The sequence below is a fragment of the Micromonospora sp. NPDC048830 genome, assembly GCF_043198215.1.
In the GTDB taxonomy this organism is placed as follows: Bacteria; Actinomycetota; Actinomycetes; order Mycobacteriales; family Micromonosporaceae; genus Micromonospora.
In genome coordinates this window covers 113,543-130,010 of record NZ_JBICUP010000017.1, presented here as the reverse complement: position 1 = coordinate 130,010, position 16,468 = coordinate 113,543, and the positions used below count along the sequence as shown (strand labels likewise).

Genomic DNA, 16,468 nt, shown 5'->3' with positions numbered 1-16,468 from the left:
CTGGTGCGCCCGGATCGAGGAGGTGTCCACCCCGACCGTCCACTCGTCGCCTTCCTCGGCGTCGCAGTCGATCCGCAACGCCGCGCAGATCCGCGACCAGGTGCCGTCCATCGCCCACCTGCGTTTGCGCTGGTAGACCGTCTTCCACGGACCGAACCGCTCCGGCAGGTCACGCCACGGAATCCCGGTACGTTCCCGATACAAGATCCCCGAGACCGTCGTCCGATGGTCACGCCACCGGCCCCCGCGCGGCGGATCCGCTGGCAGCAACGGCGCCAGAAGCGCCCACTCGTCATCGGTCAGCTCATGTCGTCGAGACACGCCAATCTATCTAGCAAAACCCGCCCCGAAGATCCACGAGACACGCCCTAGTCCGCCCCGCCACCTGCATCGCCGCCAGCGCCTCCGTCCGGCGGAGGGTGAAGCGGGTGGTTACCGGGCCCGTCATCGGACCGGGGGCCTGTGGCCTCCAACAGAGCTGTCACCATCAGCACCAGGATCGCAGGTGCCACTGCCCGCCTACCATCACCCGACGTCATCTTCCCGAGAGGGAGGCATCACCCCAACCACCGCGCGTCCCCCTGGAGGACACATGAACGCGCCCCGCCCCGAAGTTGGAGACGGGCCCAACAACAGCGCGACCGTGCAGATGTCGAACCTTTACTGGCACCAGCTCGCCGGCGCCGCCCTGCACAAGCTGCGAAGCCCTCAGCACCATGGCCCACGCCGTCCTGGGCCAGCTCGATCAGACGGAGAGCTACCCGGCCAGCCACAGCCATCCGATCAACTGGCGGCTGGTGCTGGACGAGATGCACAAGTTCTGACCCCGGCAACGAGCTTCCCGGTGCGGAAAGGGCCGCTCGTGCCTGGCCGGTGCCAGCCCGGGACGTCACCGGCAGTACCGCGCCAACTATCTACGCGCGCGCCTGACCCGCCGGGTGTGGAGCCAGAGCGCCAGCCCTTCGCGGTTGCGGTACGCCGCGATGCCGGCCACCAGGACGGTGACGAGGACCACCCAGTACCAGAATCGGGGGCCCACCCCGCCGCCCGGCGGACTGGCGTGGCGGGTGCGACCGCTGCGGACCAGGTCGTCGGAGACGTCGATCCCGACGACGTCTTCCGGGGCGGTGAGCAGGGTGGTGGGGGAGTCCGCGCCCCGGTGGAGGGCCAGCACCCGGACGGTGCCGACGTTGAGCGACGCCAGTCGCTGATCCATGTCGAGGGGTGCGTCGAACGCGGCCGGCGCGTGGGGGCCGGGCTGGTAGGCGACGACCCGGGCGGACCCGTCCGCTGCCCAGCCAAGGAGCCGGATGATGGTCACACCGGAGACGGCCGGCGTGTCCGTCGCGCCGAGGTCCCGGCCCGTGGCCGGGTCGATGCGCCGCAGACTCCAGCTGCCGCCGTCCCGCCGGGCAACCGCCCCTCTCGGCGTCCGCACCGACCACCGCGACGATGCTGCCCTCGTCGCCCCACATCAGCCCCGGAGCCTGCCCGGTGAAGATCACCGAGGCGGGGCCGAGTCGCGGCCGGTCGGTGGCGTACAGGCTGCCGAAGGGGGGCACGCCGACCCGGTCGGGCAGCGCGGCGTGCGCGTCCCGGACGCGCGTGACGTCCGGCCCATAATCTTGACTGATTCCAAAAAAATGGCCAGACTGCGTGACGTGGCCACGCCCCTGGATTTCCAGCGGATGCTGCGCGGGGCCGCGTTGCGCGTGACCCGTCCCCGGGTGGCGGTGCTGAACGCGGTGCACGCGCATCCGCACGCCGACACGGATTCGATCATCGGTGCGGTGCGCAGGGAGCTCCCCAAGGTGTCCCACCAGGCCGTGTACAACTCGCTGCACGCGCTGACGGCCGCGGGGTTGGTGCGGCGCATCCAGCCAGCCGGCTCCGTGGCCCGCTACGAGTCGCGGGCCGGGGACAACCACCACCACGTCGTCTGCCGGTCGTGCGGCCTCGTCGCCGACGTCGACTGCGCCGTCGGCGAGGCGCCCTGCCTGACCGCGTCCGACGACAACGGCTTCTCGATCGACGAGGCTGAGGTCGTCTACTGGGGCCAGTGCCCCGCCTGTTCCACCGCAGACAACTCCTGATCCCCTCTTGGTCCGCCATGTCACGGAAGGAACCTGATGTCCGAGAACCACGACGCCGTCGTTCATGACGCCGAGGCTGGCAGCGAGTCCCGCTGCCCGGTCGCGCACGGACGCGCCCCCCACCCGACCCAGGGCGGCGGCAACCGCGGCTGGTGGCCCAACCAGCTCAACCTGAAGATCCTCGCCAAGAACCCCGCGGAGCGGAACCCCCTCGGTGGGGAGTTCAACTACGCCGAGGCGTTCAACGCCCTCGACCTCGCCGCCGTGAAGCGGGACGTCGCGGAGGTCCTGACGACCTCCCAGGACTGGTGGCCGGCCGACTTCGGCCACTACGGCCCGTTCATGATCCGGATGGCGTGGCACAGCGCCGGCACGTACCGGATCAGCGACGGCCGCGGCGGCGCCGGCGCCGGGATGCAGCGCTTCGCGCCGCTGAACAGCTGGCCGGACAACGGCAACCTGGACAAGGCCCGGCGCCTGCTGTGGCCGGTCAAGAAGAAGTACGGCCAGAGCATCTCGTGGGCCGACCTCATGATCCTCGCCGGCAACGTCGCCCTGGAGTCGATGGGCTTCAAGACCTTCGGCTTCGCCGGTGGCCGGCCGGACGTCTGGGAGCCCGAGGAGGACGTCTACTGGGGCCCCGAGACGACCTGGCTGGGTGACGCGCGCTACACCGGCGACCGGGAGCTCGAGAACCCGCTCGCCGCGGTCCAGATGGGCCTCATCTACGTCAACCCCGAGGGCCCCAACGGCAACCCGGACCCGCTCGCCTCGGCCCGCGACATCCGCGAGACGTTCTACCGCATGGGGATGAACGACGAGGAGACGGTCGCGCTGATCGCCGGCGGTCACACCTTCGGCAAGACCCACGGCGCCGGCCCCGCGGACCACGTCGGCCCCGAGCCGGAGGCCGCCCCGATCGAGGAGCAGGGGTTGGGCTGGAAGAGCAGCTTCGGCACCGGCAAGGGCGGGGACACGATCACCAGCGGCCTCGAGGTCACCTGGACCACGACGCCGACGGCGTGGAGCAACAACTTCTTCGAGAACCTCTTCGGGTACGAGTGGGAGCTCACCAAGAGCCCGGCCGGCGCCCACCAGTGGAAGCCGAAGGACGGCGCGGGTGAGGGGACCGTCCCCCACGCCCATGACGCGTCGAAGCGGATCACCCCGAACATGCTGACGACCGACCTCGCGCTCCGGTTCGACCCGATCTACGAGCAGATCTCGCGGCGCTTCCTGGAGCACCCGGACGAGTTCGCGGACGCCTTCGCCCGCGCCTGGTTCAAGCTGACCCACCGCGACATGGGCCCGATCCAGCGTTACCTCGGCCCGGAGGTCCCGGCCGAGACGCTGATCTGGCAGGACCCGGTCCCGGCGGTCGACCACGAGCTCGTGGACGCCGCGGACATCGCTGCGCTCAAGGCGCAGATCCTCGCGTCGGGGCTGTCGGTGCCCCAGCTCGTCTCCACCGCGTGGGCGTCGGCGTCGACGTTCCGTGGCGGCGACAAGCGCGGCGGCGCCAACGGCGCGCGCATCCGCCTCGCGCCGCAGAACAGCTGGGAGGTCAACGACCCGGACGAGCTCGCCAGGGTGCTGCGCGTCCTGGAGGGCATCCAGGAGGCGTTCAACGCGTCCCAGACCGGCGGGAAGAAGGTCTCGCTCGCCGACCTGATCGTGCTCGCCGGTGGCGCCGCCGTCGAGCAGGCCGCCAGGAACGCCGGTGTCGACGTCGAGGTTCCCTTCACGCCGGGGCGAACGGACGCCTCGCAGGAGCAGACCGACGTGGAGTCCTTCGCCGCGATGGAGCCCACCCACGACGGGTTCCGCAACTACCTCGGCAAGGGCCACCGCCTGCCGGCCGAGTTCCTCCTGGTCGACAAGGCGAACCTGCTGACCCTGAGCGCGCCCGAGATGACGGTCCTCGTCGGCGGTCTGCGCGTACTCGGGGCGAACCACCAGCGGTCGTCGCTGGGCGTCCTCACCGCGACCCCCGGGTCGCTGACCAACGACTTCTTCGTCAACCTGCTCGACCTGGGCACGACGTGGACGGCGACGTCGGAGGACGCGAACACCTTCGAGGGTCGCGACGCCGTCACGGGCGAGGTCAGGTGGACCGGCACCCGGGCCGACCTCGTCTTCGGCTCGAACTCGGAACTGCGCGCGCTCGCCGAGGTCTACGCGAGCGACGACGCGCGGGAGAAGTTCGTGCGTGACTTCGTCGCCGCGTGGGTCAAGGTGATGGAGCTCGACCGGTACGACCTGGTGTGATCCTCACGTCCGGGCCGGCCCCAGGCGGGGCCGGCCCGGACGCCCGGGCGCGGGGGCAGTCCTTGAACGGCTGGTCTGGGCCAGCCGCGATCGAGTGGCCCTCGCGGTCACCCTGATCGACGGCGGACGGGCCGAGGCGGTGTCGAGGAACAGGACACTGGGGCTGAACTGGCGGCGGATTGGCGTTTCCACTGGCCCGGCCAACTGAATCATGAAAGTGTGACCCGATGAGCGCCGTCTTGGCTGTGGGTAACCGGTCCGGCATCCTGGGTGTCGGCTACGAGGGTCGCTCCATAGACGAGTTCGTCGCGGACCTCGCGGACCGGGGGGTGGCTCGCCTTGTCGATGTCCGGATGACCCCCATCTCTCGGAAGAAGGGCTTCAGCAAGTCCGCTCTCTGCCAAGCGCTCGCCACGCGCGGAATCAGTTACGAGCATCGTCGTGAACTTGGCAATCCCAAGGAGAACCGACCTGGTTTCGGGGGCGATGCCGACGAGTTGGCGGCCGCTCAGGCGGCGTATGCCTCGATGCTTCGCCGCGCGGAGTCGGCGGCCGCGCTCGACGCGCTTGCGGATGTCGCGCAGACCGAACTGATTGCGCTGCTCTGTTTCGAGGCGGACGAGCGGCGCTGTCACCGCCAGGTCGTGCTGCGGGCTCTCGAAGAGCGACTGCCTACCGCTTCGGCCAGTACACGCCCAGCACGCTGAAGGTGTGCACGCGTTTGGCCTGGTTGCCGACGTAGAACGCGACATCCCGGCCGGGGGCGCACATCTCGTTTAGGAACTTCGCTTCGAGCGCCTGGGCAAGCGCCGCATCCGAGTAGCCGTGCAGCCTGCGCTGCAGCGCGACCAGTTCCCAGTCGATGACGTGCTGTTTGTGGCCCCTGCATCCACTCTCATGGCAGCGGTAGTGGTATGCCGCCTTGAAACGGGGGGCTTGCAGCGGCGTCCTGCTCCTGCCGCTGAACAGATCGGGCTGGCTCGCGTACGCCTCGATCTTGCGCTGCTCTTCAGGTGTCCAGCCCTCGTGGCGTGTCACCTTGAAGCCCCGAACCTCGCTCGGACGTACGAGAGCCAGTGACTGCGCGTCCGGGCGCGCCTGGGCGTCGCGGTTCAGCCGGCACATGGAATCTTCCACGCACGGGTCCAGCAGCGGTCGGCGAGACTTCCACGTATCGAGGCGGTTCTCCTTCCTGAGAGTGTCCATCATGGGCTTCCAACTCTCGCGTCGTTGATCCTGCCGCGCAGGCTTGGCCTCGACCGAGATGATGTCGTACTTCCTGAATGCCTCGTCGCTGTCGAGGTGTCTGAAGTTGATGGGATACAGGCGGACCCAGGATGTTCTCAGGGTGTCGGTGCGCAGCCCCGCCACACACACGGTTTCTCCGTACTTCTCCGACGGGTTGGGGGCTGCCTTCACGGTGATCAGGAGTTGCAATCGAACCCTGCGGTCGTCCACGGGCTTGGGATCAGGGCCGGACTCGCTGGGCCCGAAGAGCGACATCTGAGTCACGCGCGCCTCCAGCCGGGGGTAGCTGTAGGTAATCATTCGGTCGCGGAGAGGCTTAGGTTCTCATGAAACCCATCCGTACGGATAGGCCGTCGGCGCTGCTGCTCGCCGATACGTGGCGGATGTCGGCGCTGCCAGGGCCGGCGCCTCGCCTCGCCTAGGATGTGGTTATGAGCGCTGAGGCCGTCGGCATGCACATGCCCGCCGTCGTGACGCTCGACGACGTGGCGGCGATGAATGCCGCCGATCCGAACGGCCACCGCTACGAGACCAGCCCCGAGGGGGTCCTGTCGGTCATGCCGCCGCCCGACTCGGAACACGCGATGATCGCCAGTCGCCTCTTCGCCTGGCTCATCATGGCGGGCTGGCCCGCCGAGCAGGTGCTCCAAGCCGCGGGCGTACGCATTACCGGCCCCGCCGGTGACGGTGGCCGGATTCCCGACCTGACCGTGTGGCGCAAGCCGCCGCCGCGGGGCGTCTGGTCGGCGGCTGGGGATGTCGTCCTGGCGATCGAGATCGTCTCGCCCGGCTCCGAGGCCATGGACGCGGTCACGAAGGTCCGCGAGTACGCGTCGGCGGGGATCCCCCAGTACTGGGTGGTGGACCGGGACGGGGCGCAGACCGTGACCCTGCACCGGCTCGCCGGGCAGGGCGGTTACGAGGAGCGGGCGCGGATGCCGTTGGCGTGGCTGCTCCAGACCGCCCCGGCAGACCACCTGGACTGACTGCGCAGCGACCTCGGCGGCCATCCGGGCCGGCCCCGGAGGTACGCGAGGTGTTGGGTTTCGGCAGTTCTGACACGCCTCCGCCGCCGACCGCCGCGACCGGGTTGCGGCGCTCGACGGCGTGGCGGCCGTCTGGCTGTTCCGTTCGCCGGCGGGTGCCAGACCGAACGGGGCTGCCTGCGTGGGGTAGTGGGTGACCTCCGATGCGCGCAGCGAGCCCTGGTGGACGGCGGCCCCGCCGCGCCGGGTCAGCCACCTCGCGGGCGTCGACCCCGAGCTGCTGCGCGCGGTGCTCGGCGACCCGGCCGCGCCCGTCGCGGCGCAGGACCCGGCCGCGGCGTCGGCGCCGACGCCGGAGACCGGGGCTGCTCACGCCGACCCCCGGCAAGCGGGCCCGGGTGTCCGTGGTCAGCTTCGTGGGGCTCACCTCCGACCAGGAGCGGCAGAGCTTCGTCAACCAGTTGCAGATGGCAGTGTTCGCCTGGATCAAGCGGCACCCGGCCGGGGATCGGCCGCTGGGCGGCCTGTTCGTGATGGACGAGGCCCAGACCCTCACCCCGTCGACCGGGAACACCGCGTGCACCGCCAGCTCGATCGCCCTGGCCGCGCAGGCCCGCAAGTACGGCCTCGGGCTGGTCTTCGCCACCCAGGCGCCGAAGGGCCTGCACAACCAGATCTCCGGCAACGCCACCACGCAGTTCTTCGGCCTGCTCAACGCGCCGGCGCAGATCGACGCGGCCCGGCAGTTGGCCGAGGCGAAGGGCGGCCGGCTGCCGGACATCGGGCTGCTGCGCAGCGGCCAGTTCTACGCGGCGGGGGAGGGCTTCTCCTTCGTCAAGGTGGACACCCCGATGTGCCTGACCCACCACCCGAGGGCGCCGCTGACCCCGGAGGAGGTCGTCGACCGGGCCCGGTGACCCGACCCGAGCCCCCCCGCCCGGGTCGGGCCGCCGGGCCCGCGGCGGTGGCCACGGCACGGGGGCGACCGTGGCCACCTGTCTCAGTACGCCAGCTCGACCGGCCGCCCGAGCAGCAGGGCGCCGTTGTTGCCGAGCCAGCCCTCGGCCGCCGCCGCGTGCTGGGAGAGGGTGTGGACGTCCCGGAACCGGCGCTGCACGGGGGAGGAGTCGCGGGCGGCGCCGCCCCCGGCCGCCCGGTAGCAGACGTCCACGGCGTGGGTGGCCGCCTCGGTCACCCAGGGCAGGCTCGCCGAGATCCGCGGGTGCAGCGCGGCGATCGCCGCCGGGTCGCCGGCGCGGGCCGCCTCGTGCAGGTCGTCGGCCAGCGACCGCACGAGCGCCCGGGCGGCCCGCACGTCGAGGTCCGCCCGGCCGAGCTGCACCCGGAAGGCCGGCGAGTCGGCCAGGGACTGCCGGGCGTAGAGCCGCTGCCGGCCGCCGTCGAGCAGCGCGACCATGTCGTCCAGGGCGCCCTGGGCGATGCCGACGGCCACCGCGCCCAGGTGCAGGACGAACTGGGCCAGCGGGGCGACGAACCCCGGCCCCGGTACGCACGGTGTGCCCGCGAACAGGTCGAAGCTCAGCTCCGCCGGGCAGAACACCGAGTCCACCGCCACGTCGTGGCTGCCGGTGCCGCGCAGCCCCAGGGCGTGCCAGGTGTCCACCACCGTCACCCGCTCCGCCGGGAACAGCATCGAGCGCAGCTCCACCGGCTGGCCGCCCGGCCCGGGCAGCGGCTGGCCGTCCCCGGTCAGCACGCAGTTGCCGAAGATCCAGTCGGCGTGCCGGGACCCGCTGGCGAACGCCCACCGCCCCGTCACCTGGAACCCGCCGTCGGCCAACTCGGCCCGGCCCTGCGGGGCGAACCCGCCGGCCACCACGACGTCGGGGCCGTGCGCGTAGACCTTGTCGAACCGGTCCCGGGGCAGCATCGCCAGCAGGTGCGGCGTCTCCGACCCGATCATCACGGTCCAGCCCGTCGAGCCGTCCGCCCGCGCCAGGGCCTCCAGCACCGCCAGCCCGGTGCGCGGGTCCGCCTCGTACCCGCCGTGGCTGCGCGGGACGAACATCCGGAAGCAGCCGGCGTCGCGCAGCCGGTCGAGCAGGTCGGCGGGCAGTTCCCGGGCGGCCTCGATCTCCTCGGCCCGGCGGGCCAGCTCCGGGGCCAGCTCCCGCACGGCGCGGGTCAGTCGGGTCCGGTCCTGGTCGTCCATCGTCGCCTCCCGCTCGCCCGGCTCGCGGCTCCGCCTCGGCGCCGCAGCACCGACGCTCGACCGCCCGGCGTCCCGACGTCCAGGGACGTCGGTACCGGCCGGCCGGGAAGGCGGCGCGCGAGGAGAGTTCCCGGACGGTCGGGACGGGGCGCACCAGGCGGCCGGGACGCCGGGACGGCCAGGCTCGGCGGGCGGCCCCCGCCCCCCGCGGCCGCTGGCCGGCTGTCGCGGGGCCGACATTCGCCCTGGAGCGACGGGGGATCGGCAACTGACACCACGACTGCCAGGATCGGATCATGCTGATCGAGCGAACGCCCCGGGCGTCGAACCCGGCGGCCCGCGGCGACCGCCGGCACCCGGCCGCCGCCTGGGCCGTGCTGGTCGCCTGCGTGCTGCTGCTCACCGGTACGGCGCTCTGCTGGGGGTTCGCCCGCCGCCCCTGGGGGCTGGCCCAGCTCTACTTCCTCGTCGACTTCACCGACTGCGCCGTGTACGGGTCGGTGGCGTGGCTGATCCTGCTGCGCCGCGCCCACCCCGTCGCCTGGCTGCTCGCGCTGACCGGCGTCGGCGGCGGCGTCGCCGCCCTGGGCGCCCAGTACGCCGACCTGCTGCGGGTGCACCCCGGGCTGCCCGAGATCGACTGGCTCGCCTCGGCCCGGCACTGGGGCTGGGCGCCGGGCATGCTCTCGCTGATCGTGGTGCTGCCCTGGCTGGTCCGGGAGGGCCGGCTGCCGGTGGGGCCCCGGGTGGCCGTCACGGTGGGCGTCGCCGTGGTCGGCTCCTTCGAGCTGTTCCAGTTGACCTGGCCCGGCCCCGGCGGGACGGGCTCCGGCGCGCCGCTGCCGATCCCCAGCGCCGCCTGGGCGGCGCTGACCGAGCGGGCGCAGCCCGTGCTCGCCGCCCTGGTGGCGGTGCTCGGGCTGGTCGCCGCCGCCGGGGCGCTGCTGCGGCGCCGGGTCGCGCCCGCCGTCGAGCGGGTCGGGCTGGGCTGGCTGGCCGTCGGCACGGCGCTGCTCGCGGTGAGCTTCGCCCCGGTGGCGCTGCCGCCCGACTGGGGCGTCCTCGTGTCGCCGTGGCTGCCGCCGGTGGCGATGCTGGCCGCGCAGGCGTTCTTCCCGGCCGCCGTGCTGGCCGTGGTGCTGCGGCAGCGGCTGTGGGGGATCGAGATCGCCGTCCGCCGTACGCTGGTCTGGTTCCTGCTGACCTTCCTGCTGGTCGCCGCGTACGTCGTCGGGGTGACCACCGTGGACGCCCTGCTCCCGGCCAGCCGCGCGGTGCCCGGGGTGCTGGTCACCGCCGTGGTCGCGGCGGCCGTGCAGCCCGGCCGGTGGTGGGTGCAGCGGCGGGTGGACCGGCTGATCCACGGCGCGGCGGCCGAGCCGCTCGGGGTGGTGCGGGGCGTCGGCGACCGGATCAACGCGAGCGAGGACCCGGCCGACGTGCTGCACGGCGTGGCGCAGGCCCTCACGGACCTGCTGCGGCTGGGTGCCTGCGGCATCGAGGTGGACGGCCCGGAGCCGTGCACCGCCCACTGCGCCTCCCCGGGGCCGGTGGGGGAGCCGCTGGTCCTGCCGCTGCGGCGGGGCGAGCGGGAGGTCGGGCGGCTGACCGCGTGGGCCCGGGCCGGCGAGCGGCTGGACGGGCGTACCCGATCGGCGCTGGTCGACCTCCTGCCGCTGGTGTCCTCGGCGGCCAGTCTCGCCGCGGCCAGCCGGGCCCTGGTCGCCTCCCGCGCCCGGCTCGCGGAGGCCCGCGACTCGGAACGCCGCAAGCTGCGCCGGGACCTGCACGACGGGCTCGGCCCCGCGCTGGCGGGGATCGCGCTGGGCCTCCAGGCGGCCCGCAACCTGATCGGCGCCGACCCGGCCGGGGCCGGCCCGCTGCTCGACCGGCTGCGCGACGAGACGGACCAGCGGGTGGAGCAGGTGCGCGACCTGGCCCGCGGCCTGCTTCCGCCGGTCCTCGGCGAGCGGGGGCTCGCCGCCGCCCTGCACGAACTGGCCCGGCGGTACGACGGCTCGGGGCTGGCCGTGCTGGTGGAGGCGGCGCCGTCGCCGCTGCCCGAGCCGGTGGCCACCGCCGTGTACGGCATCGTGGCCGAGGCGGTCCGCAACGCGCAGCGGCACTCCGGGGCGGCGACCTGCCGCGTCGTGGTCGACCGGGGCGCCGACGGGCTCGTCGTGCGGGTGTCCGATCCGGGGCGGGGGATCGCGGCGGGCACCCCGGCCGGGGTGGGCATGCTGTCCATGCGGGAACGGGCGGAGGGAGTCGGTGGCGTGTGTGAGATCGGCGCGGGGGAGCGGGGCGGGACCACGGTCACCGTACGGGTGCCGGCCGACCGCCTGCCCCCGTACGACGAGGAGCGGCCGGCCGTTCCCGGCCCGACGGCCGTGATCGTGGGGGCGGTGCGGCGGTGAGCGGCGAGCAGGAGGTCATCCGGGTGGCCGTGGTCGACGACCACCCGGTGTTCCGGCTCGGCATGACGGCGCTGCTGGCGTCCACGCCGGGGCTGGAGGTGGTCGGCGAGGCGGCCGACGCCGACGAGGCGGTCCGGGTGGCCGCCCTCCGGCAGCCCCAGGTCGTCATCATGGACCTGCACCTCGGCGACGGGCGGTCCGGTGTGGAGGCCACCCGGGAGATCGTCGCCCGGTACCCGGGCACCGGCGTGCTGGTGGTGACCATGCTGGACGACGATGACTCGGTCTTCGCGGCGCTGCGCGCCGGGGCCCGCGGGTACCTGCTCAAGGGCGCCGCCCCCGGTGAGGTGGAGCGGGCGGTCCGGGCGGTGGCCAACGGGGAGGTGCTGCTCGGCCCGGTGGTCGCGAGCCGGGCGATCGGCTTCCTCGCCGCCGGCCGTACGGGCGGGCGGGCGCCGTTCCCCGAGCTGACCGACCGGGAACGCGAGGTGCTCGACCTGGTCGCCCAGGGGCTGGGCAACGTGGCCGTCGCCCGGCGGTTGACGCTGAGCCCGAAGACCGTGCGCAACCACCTGTCGAACGTGCTGACCAAGCTCCAGGTCGCCGACCGGGGCCAGGCGATCCAGCGGGCCCGCGAGGCCGGCCTCGGTCAACCCTGAGCGCCCGCGCCGTGAGAAGGGCGCCCTGAGCCGCGCCCCGCGCCACCCGCTGTCGGGAGGGAACCCGGCGGCGTATGGTTCCCCGACGGCGCCGGGGGCTCTCCGGCGTCGACGGGGGCACGGTGGCGGGAGGGCTGCACGCCGCCGGGTACGCCCTGCCGACCATGGCGTCGCTGCCGCACATCTCGGTGGCCGGCGCGGTCGCCACCGCCACCCACGGCTCCGGCGTCGGCGTCGGCAACCTCGCCACCGCCGTCTCCGCCCTGGAGCTGGTCACCGCCGACGGCGACCTGCTGACCGTACGCCGGGACGGCGCCGGGGACCGGTTCGCCGGGATGGTGGTGGGGCTGGGATCGTTGGGCGTGGTCACCCGGGTCACGCTCGACGTGGTGCCCACCTTCGACGTGCGGCAGTACGTCCGGCTCGACCTGCCCCGCGCCGCGCTGGACGAGGCGTTCGCCTCGGCGTACAGCGTCAGCCTCTTCACCGACTGGCGCGGCGACCGGATCGCCCAGGTGTGGCGCAAGCAGCTCGCCGACGAGCCGCCGCCCCCGGTCGGCTGGCTCGGCACGACGGCGGCCGGGGAGCCGTGCCACCCGGTGCCCGGGATGGCGGCGGCGAACTGCACCGCCCAGCTCGGCGAGCCCGGCCCGTGGCACGAGCGGCTGCCGCACTTCCGGCTCGGCTTCACCCCGAGCAGCGGGGACGAGCTGCAGTCGGAGTACCACCTGCCCCGGGCGGCGGCGGCCGAGGCGCTGGCCGCCCTCGACCCGGCGCGGGACCAAATCGCCGCGGTGCTCCAGGTCTGCGAGCTGCGTACGGTCGCCGCCGACGCGCTGTGGCTCAGCCCGCAGTACGAGCGGGACAGCCTCGCGGTGCACTTCACCTGGATCGCCGACGCCGAGGCAGTCGCCCCGGTCGTGGCCGAGGTCGAGCGGCGGCTGGCCCCGTTCGCGCCCCGCCCGCACTGGGGCAAGGTCTTCGGGCTCGACCCGGCGGCGGTCGCCGCCGCGTACCCCCGGCACGCCGACTTCGTGGCCCTGCTGCGCGACCTGGACCCCGAGGGCAGGTTCGGAACGCCCGAGCTGGACCACTACTTCCCCCGCTGACCGTGCGTCAGCGTCGGCCGCCGGTGGTCGTCTGGTCGCGGAGGCTGCCGCGCTGCACCGCCCGGCTGATGTCGCTGGGCGACACGATGCCCACCAGGCGCTGGTCGGCCACCACCAGCGCCCGGCCGTCGGCGCACCGGCTGAGTCGGGGCAGCAGCTCGGTGAGCTGCTCGTCCGGCGAGGCCAGCACCAGGTCGTCGGCCCGGCAGGCCACCTCCTCCAGCCTGGTCTGGTCGCGGCGGTCCGCCGGGATGTGGCGTACCCGGTCGAGGGTGACCAGGCCGATGGGCCGGCCGCCGTCCGCGGTCAGCGGTAGCGCCGAGTGCCGGTACGCGAACAGGTGGTGGTCGACGAAGTCCCGCACGGTCATGTCCCCGGTGGCGGTCTGCGGCTGCGGCGTCATCACGTCGGCCACCCGCACCCCGCGCAGCGCGCTGCCCATCCGGGCCTGCCGCTCCTCCATGCTGGCCGCCCCGATCAGGAACCAGCCGATCAGCGCCAGCCACAGCCCGCCGGCCCCGGCCCCGCGCAGGAACTGCCACAGTCCCAGCGCGATCAGCAGCGCGCCGAGCGCCCAGCCGGCCCGGGCCGCCACGACCGACGCCTTCGTCCGGTCGCCGGTGGCCTTCCACACGACGGCGCGCAGCAGCCGGCCGCCGTCCAGCGGCGCCGCCGGCAGCACGTTGAAGATCGCGAGCAGCACGTTGATGCCGGCCAGCCAGGCCAGCGCCCCGACGGCGAGGCCGTGTACCCCGGACACGGAGAGCAGCGCCGCGATCCCGCCGAAGACGACGCCGATGATCAGGCTGACCAGCGGCCCGACCCCGGCGATGCGCAGCTCCGCCCCGGGATCGCGGGCCTCGCCCTGCAACTCGGAGACGCCCCCGAACAGCCACAGCGTGATCCCGCCGACGCCGATGCCGTTGCGTTTGGCGACCACCGCGTGGGCCACCTCGTGGGCGAGCAGCCCGAGGAAGAAGACCACCCCCGCGAGCAGCCCGGCCAGCACGTACGCCCAGACCGGCCGGCCCGGGTACGCGCGCGGGAACTGGCTCGCCGACAGCGCCCAGACGATCAGCCCGAAGATGACCAGGACGCTCCAGTTGACGCCGACGGGTACGCCGGCGACCCGACCGATCCGGAAGCTCGCCCTCATGGGCGTCGGCATACCCGTGTTCACCGGTCCCATGCCGGGCGTCGCGGCGGCGACGGCGGGGCGGCCGAGGCCGCTCGGCTGCTCCGGAGCCGGGCGGCGGGCGGCGCTCGACCGGACGGGGACGGTGGGCGGCCCTGTGGAGCTGCCCCGTTCACGCTATCGGCGCCTTGGCTTCCCTTGTCCCGACTCCGCGATCTTGCATTTACCGCCCCGGCAAACCGCTGCAAATGGCCCATTCCGTGGGCCGGAAGTGCAAGATCGTCGGGGTTCACCGAGGACGCAGAACGGCCGGCCCAGGCGGGGCTGTTGTACAGGTGACCTGTCACTGGTGATGGTCGCCGGACCCGGTGCCGGGTGTCGGCGTTACCCCAGGACGCCGCAGCGTTCACCCGCGGCGCGCTCCACTGTTCACCTGGGCGGTGTGGCAGCGTCAGCCGGCTTTGCTGAGGTGCTGGTCATGACTGAGAAGCGCCCGGACGCCCCGTCCGCCGACGATTCCGGAAACCTCACTCGCCGCAACGTTCTGGCCCTCGCCGGTGGGGCCGCGGTGGCCGCCGGTGTCACGGCCGGTTCCGTCACGCCGGCCGCCGCCGCAGGCCAGCCCGAAGCCGTGGCCCCGTCCGGGGCGGACACCCCGGCGCCCTGGCTCGGTGGCCGGCCGCTGCTCTGCGAGCCGTACCTGCTCGACCCGCAGCAGGACAGCGTCCACGTCGTCTGGCACACCGAGGAGCACGGCACCGGGCAGGTGCTGCTGGTCGGGTCGGCGGTCACCGGCATGACCGAGCAGGCCGCCCTCGACGCGGCCACCGGCAGCCGCGGCGCCGGCTCCGGCTGGCGTCGGCTCGCCGCGGAGACCACCCGGCTGAGTCGAACCCGGGAGGACGCCTCCTCGGCGGTTCCCGGCCGCACGTACGGCGGGGTGCTGGACCGGCCGGTGTACCGGCACCTGGTCCGGGTCACCGGCCTGCGGGCCGGCGAGCGTACGCCGTACCGGGTGGTCTCCGTCGACCACCTGGGGCGGGCGACGGTGACCGCCGCGTACTCCCTGGCCCCGGCCGTGCCCCGGCGCAGGCCGGTGCGGCTGCTGCTCACCAGCGACCACCAGCTCAAGGCCATGACTCCGGCCAACCTGGAGAAGGTCGCCGAGACCGCGGGGGTACGCCTCGACGGCGTCCTCGTCGCCGGCGACCTGGTGAACGTGCCCGACCGGGCCAGCGAGTGGTTCGACAGCACCAGCGGACTGGCGTTCTTCGCGGGGCTGACCGGCCGGGCCAGCCGGACCATCGCCGGGCGCACCTACCGGGGCGCGCCGCTGATCCAGCACTCGCCGATCTTCCCGGCGATCGGCAACCACGAGGTGATGGGGCGCTGGTCCGACACGGCCGGCCTGGACGCCCAGTTCAACGACCCGCAGCCGGTGGAGGTCGCCCGCCGCCGCTGGCAGCAGACCCGGCCGGGTGGGATCGACGAGGCGACCTGGGTGAACCGGAACTCCTGGGACGTCACCACGTACGAGGAGATGTTCCCGTACCCGCGCAGCGCCGAGGGCGGGCCGCGCTGGTGGTCCCGGACCATCGGCGACGTACACGTGATCACCCTGTTCGCCACCCAGATCTGGCGGTCGGCCGCCCCCAACAGCCGGGGCAAGTTCTCCGAGTCCGGCGCCGACCTGAACGACGAGAGCAGGTGGGGCTACGGGCAGTTCATCTTCGAGCCGATCAAGGAGGGGTCGAGGCAGTACCGCTGGCTGGAGCGGGAGCTGGCCTCCACCGAGGCCCGGCAGGCACGCTACCGGGTGGTCATGTACCACCACCCCGGCCACGGCCTCGGCGACAATTCCGCGCCCCCGTTCACCGACCCGGTCCAGAAGATCACCCGGGACCCGGCGACCGGCGCGGTGACGGCGGTGAGCTACGAGTATCCGCTCGCCGACGACCACATCCTGCGCGACTTGGAGCCGCTGTTCAGTGCCACCGGGGTGAACCTGGTCCACAACGGGCACTCGCATCTGTGGAACCGGTTCCGCAACGCGGACGGGGTCAACTGGCTGGAAACGTCGAACGTGGGCAACAGCTACGGGGCGTACGACGTCGCCAGCGGCGCCTCGCGGAACCTGCCGGCGAGCCCCGACCACATCCGGCAGGGCGACCCGGGCGGCCTCGTCCCGGCGGTGCCGACCATCGCCCCGCTGACCGACGCCGCCGGCAAGCCCCTGCCGTACGTGTCCAGCAACGACATCACCGTCTTCTCGCTGCTCGACTCGGCTGCCGGGGTGGTGCGGTCGTACCGGTTCGACACCCGGCAGCCTGACTCCGCGGTGGTGCTCTTCGACGAGTTCCCGCTGGCCTGACCGGCGCCC

The 16,468-nt window shown here is 73.4% G+C and carries 14 protein-coding genes; 9 read left to right on the top strand and 5 right to left on the bottom strand.

Annotation, left to right across the window (positions count from 1 at the left end; genetic code table 11):
• Together ACGFIZ_RS17005 and ACGFIZ_RS17000 are read right to left on the bottom strand one after the other, a co-directional pair.
• Positions 1 to 321: IS5 family transposase (locus ACGFIZ_RS17005; protein ID WP_393420184.1), on the bottom strand; the 321-nt coding region annotated here is incomplete at its 3' end.
• Between the two features lie 589 nt (positions 322 to 910).
• Positions 911 to 1,438 carry a hypothetical protein gene (locus ACGFIZ_RS17000; RefSeq protein ID WP_393420182.1) on the bottom strand — a complete coding sequence of 176 codons (528 nt, stop codon included), beginning with the start codon at positions 1,436 to 1,438 and terminating at the stop codon, positions 911 to 913.
• Between the two features lie 250 nt (positions 1,439 to 1,688).
• Here ACGFIZ_RS17000 and ACGFIZ_RS16995 point away from each other — a divergent pair, with 250 nt between their 5' ends.
• The 3 genes from ACGFIZ_RS16995 (at position 1,689) to ACGFIZ_RS16985 (ending at position 5,068) form a co-directional block, all read left to right on the top strand.
• A complete protein-coding gene (locus tag ACGFIZ_RS16995) occupies positions 1,689 to 2,093 on the top strand; it encodes a Fur family transcriptional regulator (RefSeq protein WP_393420193.1) in 405 nt (134 codons plus the stop codon).
• A 36-nt stretch (positions 2,094 to 2,129) separates the two neighbouring features.
• On the top strand, positions 2,130 to 4,361 hold the full coding sequence (gene katG / locus ACGFIZ_RS16990; RefSeq protein WP_393420180.1) for a catalase/peroxidase HPI: 2,232 nt from the start codon (positions 2,130 to 2,132) through the stop codon (positions 4,359 to 4,361).
• Positions 4,362 to 4,588: 227 nt separating this feature from the next.
• Entirely contained in the window at positions 4,589 to 5,068 is a 480-nt protein-coding gene (locus ACGFIZ_RS16985; RefSeq protein ID WP_393420178.1) for a DUF488 family protein, read from the top strand.
• Here ACGFIZ_RS16985 and ACGFIZ_RS16980 read toward each other — a convergent pair.
• On the bottom strand, positions 5,034 to 5,909 hold the full coding sequence (locus ACGFIZ_RS16980; protein WP_393420176.1) for a hypothetical protein: 876 nt from the start codon (positions 5,907 to 5,909) through the stop codon (positions 5,034 to 5,036). The two genes, ACGFIZ_RS16985 and ACGFIZ_RS16980, sit on opposite strands and share 35 nt — an antisense overlap.
• 131 nt (positions 5,910 to 6,040) lie before the next feature.
• On the opposite strand from ACGFIZ_RS16980, the gene ACGFIZ_RS16975 reads away from it, so the two are divergent.
• Positions 6,041 to 6,595 carry a Uma2 family endonuclease gene (locus ACGFIZ_RS16975; RefSeq protein WP_393420174.1) on the top strand — a complete coding sequence of 185 codons (555 nt, stop codon included), beginning with the start codon at positions 6,041 to 6,043 and terminating at the stop codon, positions 6,593 to 6,595.
• Positions 6,596 to 6,993: 398 nt separating this feature from the next.
• Positions 6,994 to 7,512 (top strand): ATP-binding protein, encoded by a 519-nt coding sequence (locus tag ACGFIZ_RS16970; RefSeq protein WP_393420172.1) that lies wholly within the window; start codon positions 6,994 to 6,996, stop codon positions 7,510 to 7,512.
• Between the two features lie 83 nt (positions 7,513 to 7,595).
• Here ACGFIZ_RS16970 and ACGFIZ_RS16965 read toward each other — a convergent pair whose 3' ends face one another.
• The gene (locus ACGFIZ_RS16965; RefSeq protein ID WP_393420170.1) at positions 7,596 to 8,768 is read right to left on the bottom strand and encodes an acyl-CoA dehydrogenase family protein; all 1,173 of its coding nucleotides are present in this window, start codon (positions 8,766 to 8,768) and stop codon (positions 7,596 to 7,598) included.
• A gap of 296 nt (positions 8,769 to 9,064) precedes the next feature.
• Between ACGFIZ_RS16965 and ACGFIZ_RS16960 the strand changes: the two genes are divergently transcribed.
• From ACGFIZ_RS16960 to ACGFIZ_RS16950, 3 genes are all read left to right on the top strand, one after another.
• Positions 9,065 to 11,185: a histidine kinase gene (locus ACGFIZ_RS16960; protein WP_393420168.1), complete on the top strand. Its 2,121-nt coding sequence runs from the start codon at positions 9,065 to 9,067 to the stop codon at positions 11,183 to 11,185.
• Entirely contained in the window at positions 11,182 to 11,844 is a 663-nt protein-coding gene (locus ACGFIZ_RS16955) for a response regulator (protein WP_393420166.1), read from the top strand. Before ACGFIZ_RS16960 ends, ACGFIZ_RS16955 begins: the two co-directional genes overlap by 4 nt.
• Before the next feature lie 74 nt (positions 11,845 to 11,918).
• A complete protein-coding gene (locus ACGFIZ_RS16950; RefSeq protein ID WP_393420164.1) occupies positions 11,919 to 12,953 on the top strand; it encodes a D-arabinono-1,4-lactone oxidase in 1,035 nt (344 codons plus the stop codon).
• 7 nt (positions 12,954 to 12,960) lie between these two features.
• Here ACGFIZ_RS16950 and ACGFIZ_RS16945 read toward each other — a convergent pair whose 3' ends face one another.
• A complete protein-coding gene (locus ACGFIZ_RS16945; protein WP_393420162.1) occupies positions 12,961 to 14,109 on the bottom strand; it encodes a site-2 protease family protein in 1,149 nt (382 codons plus the stop codon).
• A 457-nt stretch (positions 14,110 to 14,566) separates the two neighbouring features.
• Between ACGFIZ_RS16945 and ACGFIZ_RS16940 the strand changes: the two genes are divergently transcribed.
• Positions 14,567 to 16,459: a metallophosphoesterase family protein gene (locus tag ACGFIZ_RS16940; RefSeq protein ID WP_393420160.1), complete on the top strand. Its 1,893-nt coding sequence runs from the start codon at positions 14,567 to 14,569 to the stop codon at positions 16,457 to 16,459.
• The last annotated feature ends 9 nt before the right edge of the window (positions 16,460 to 16,468 follow it).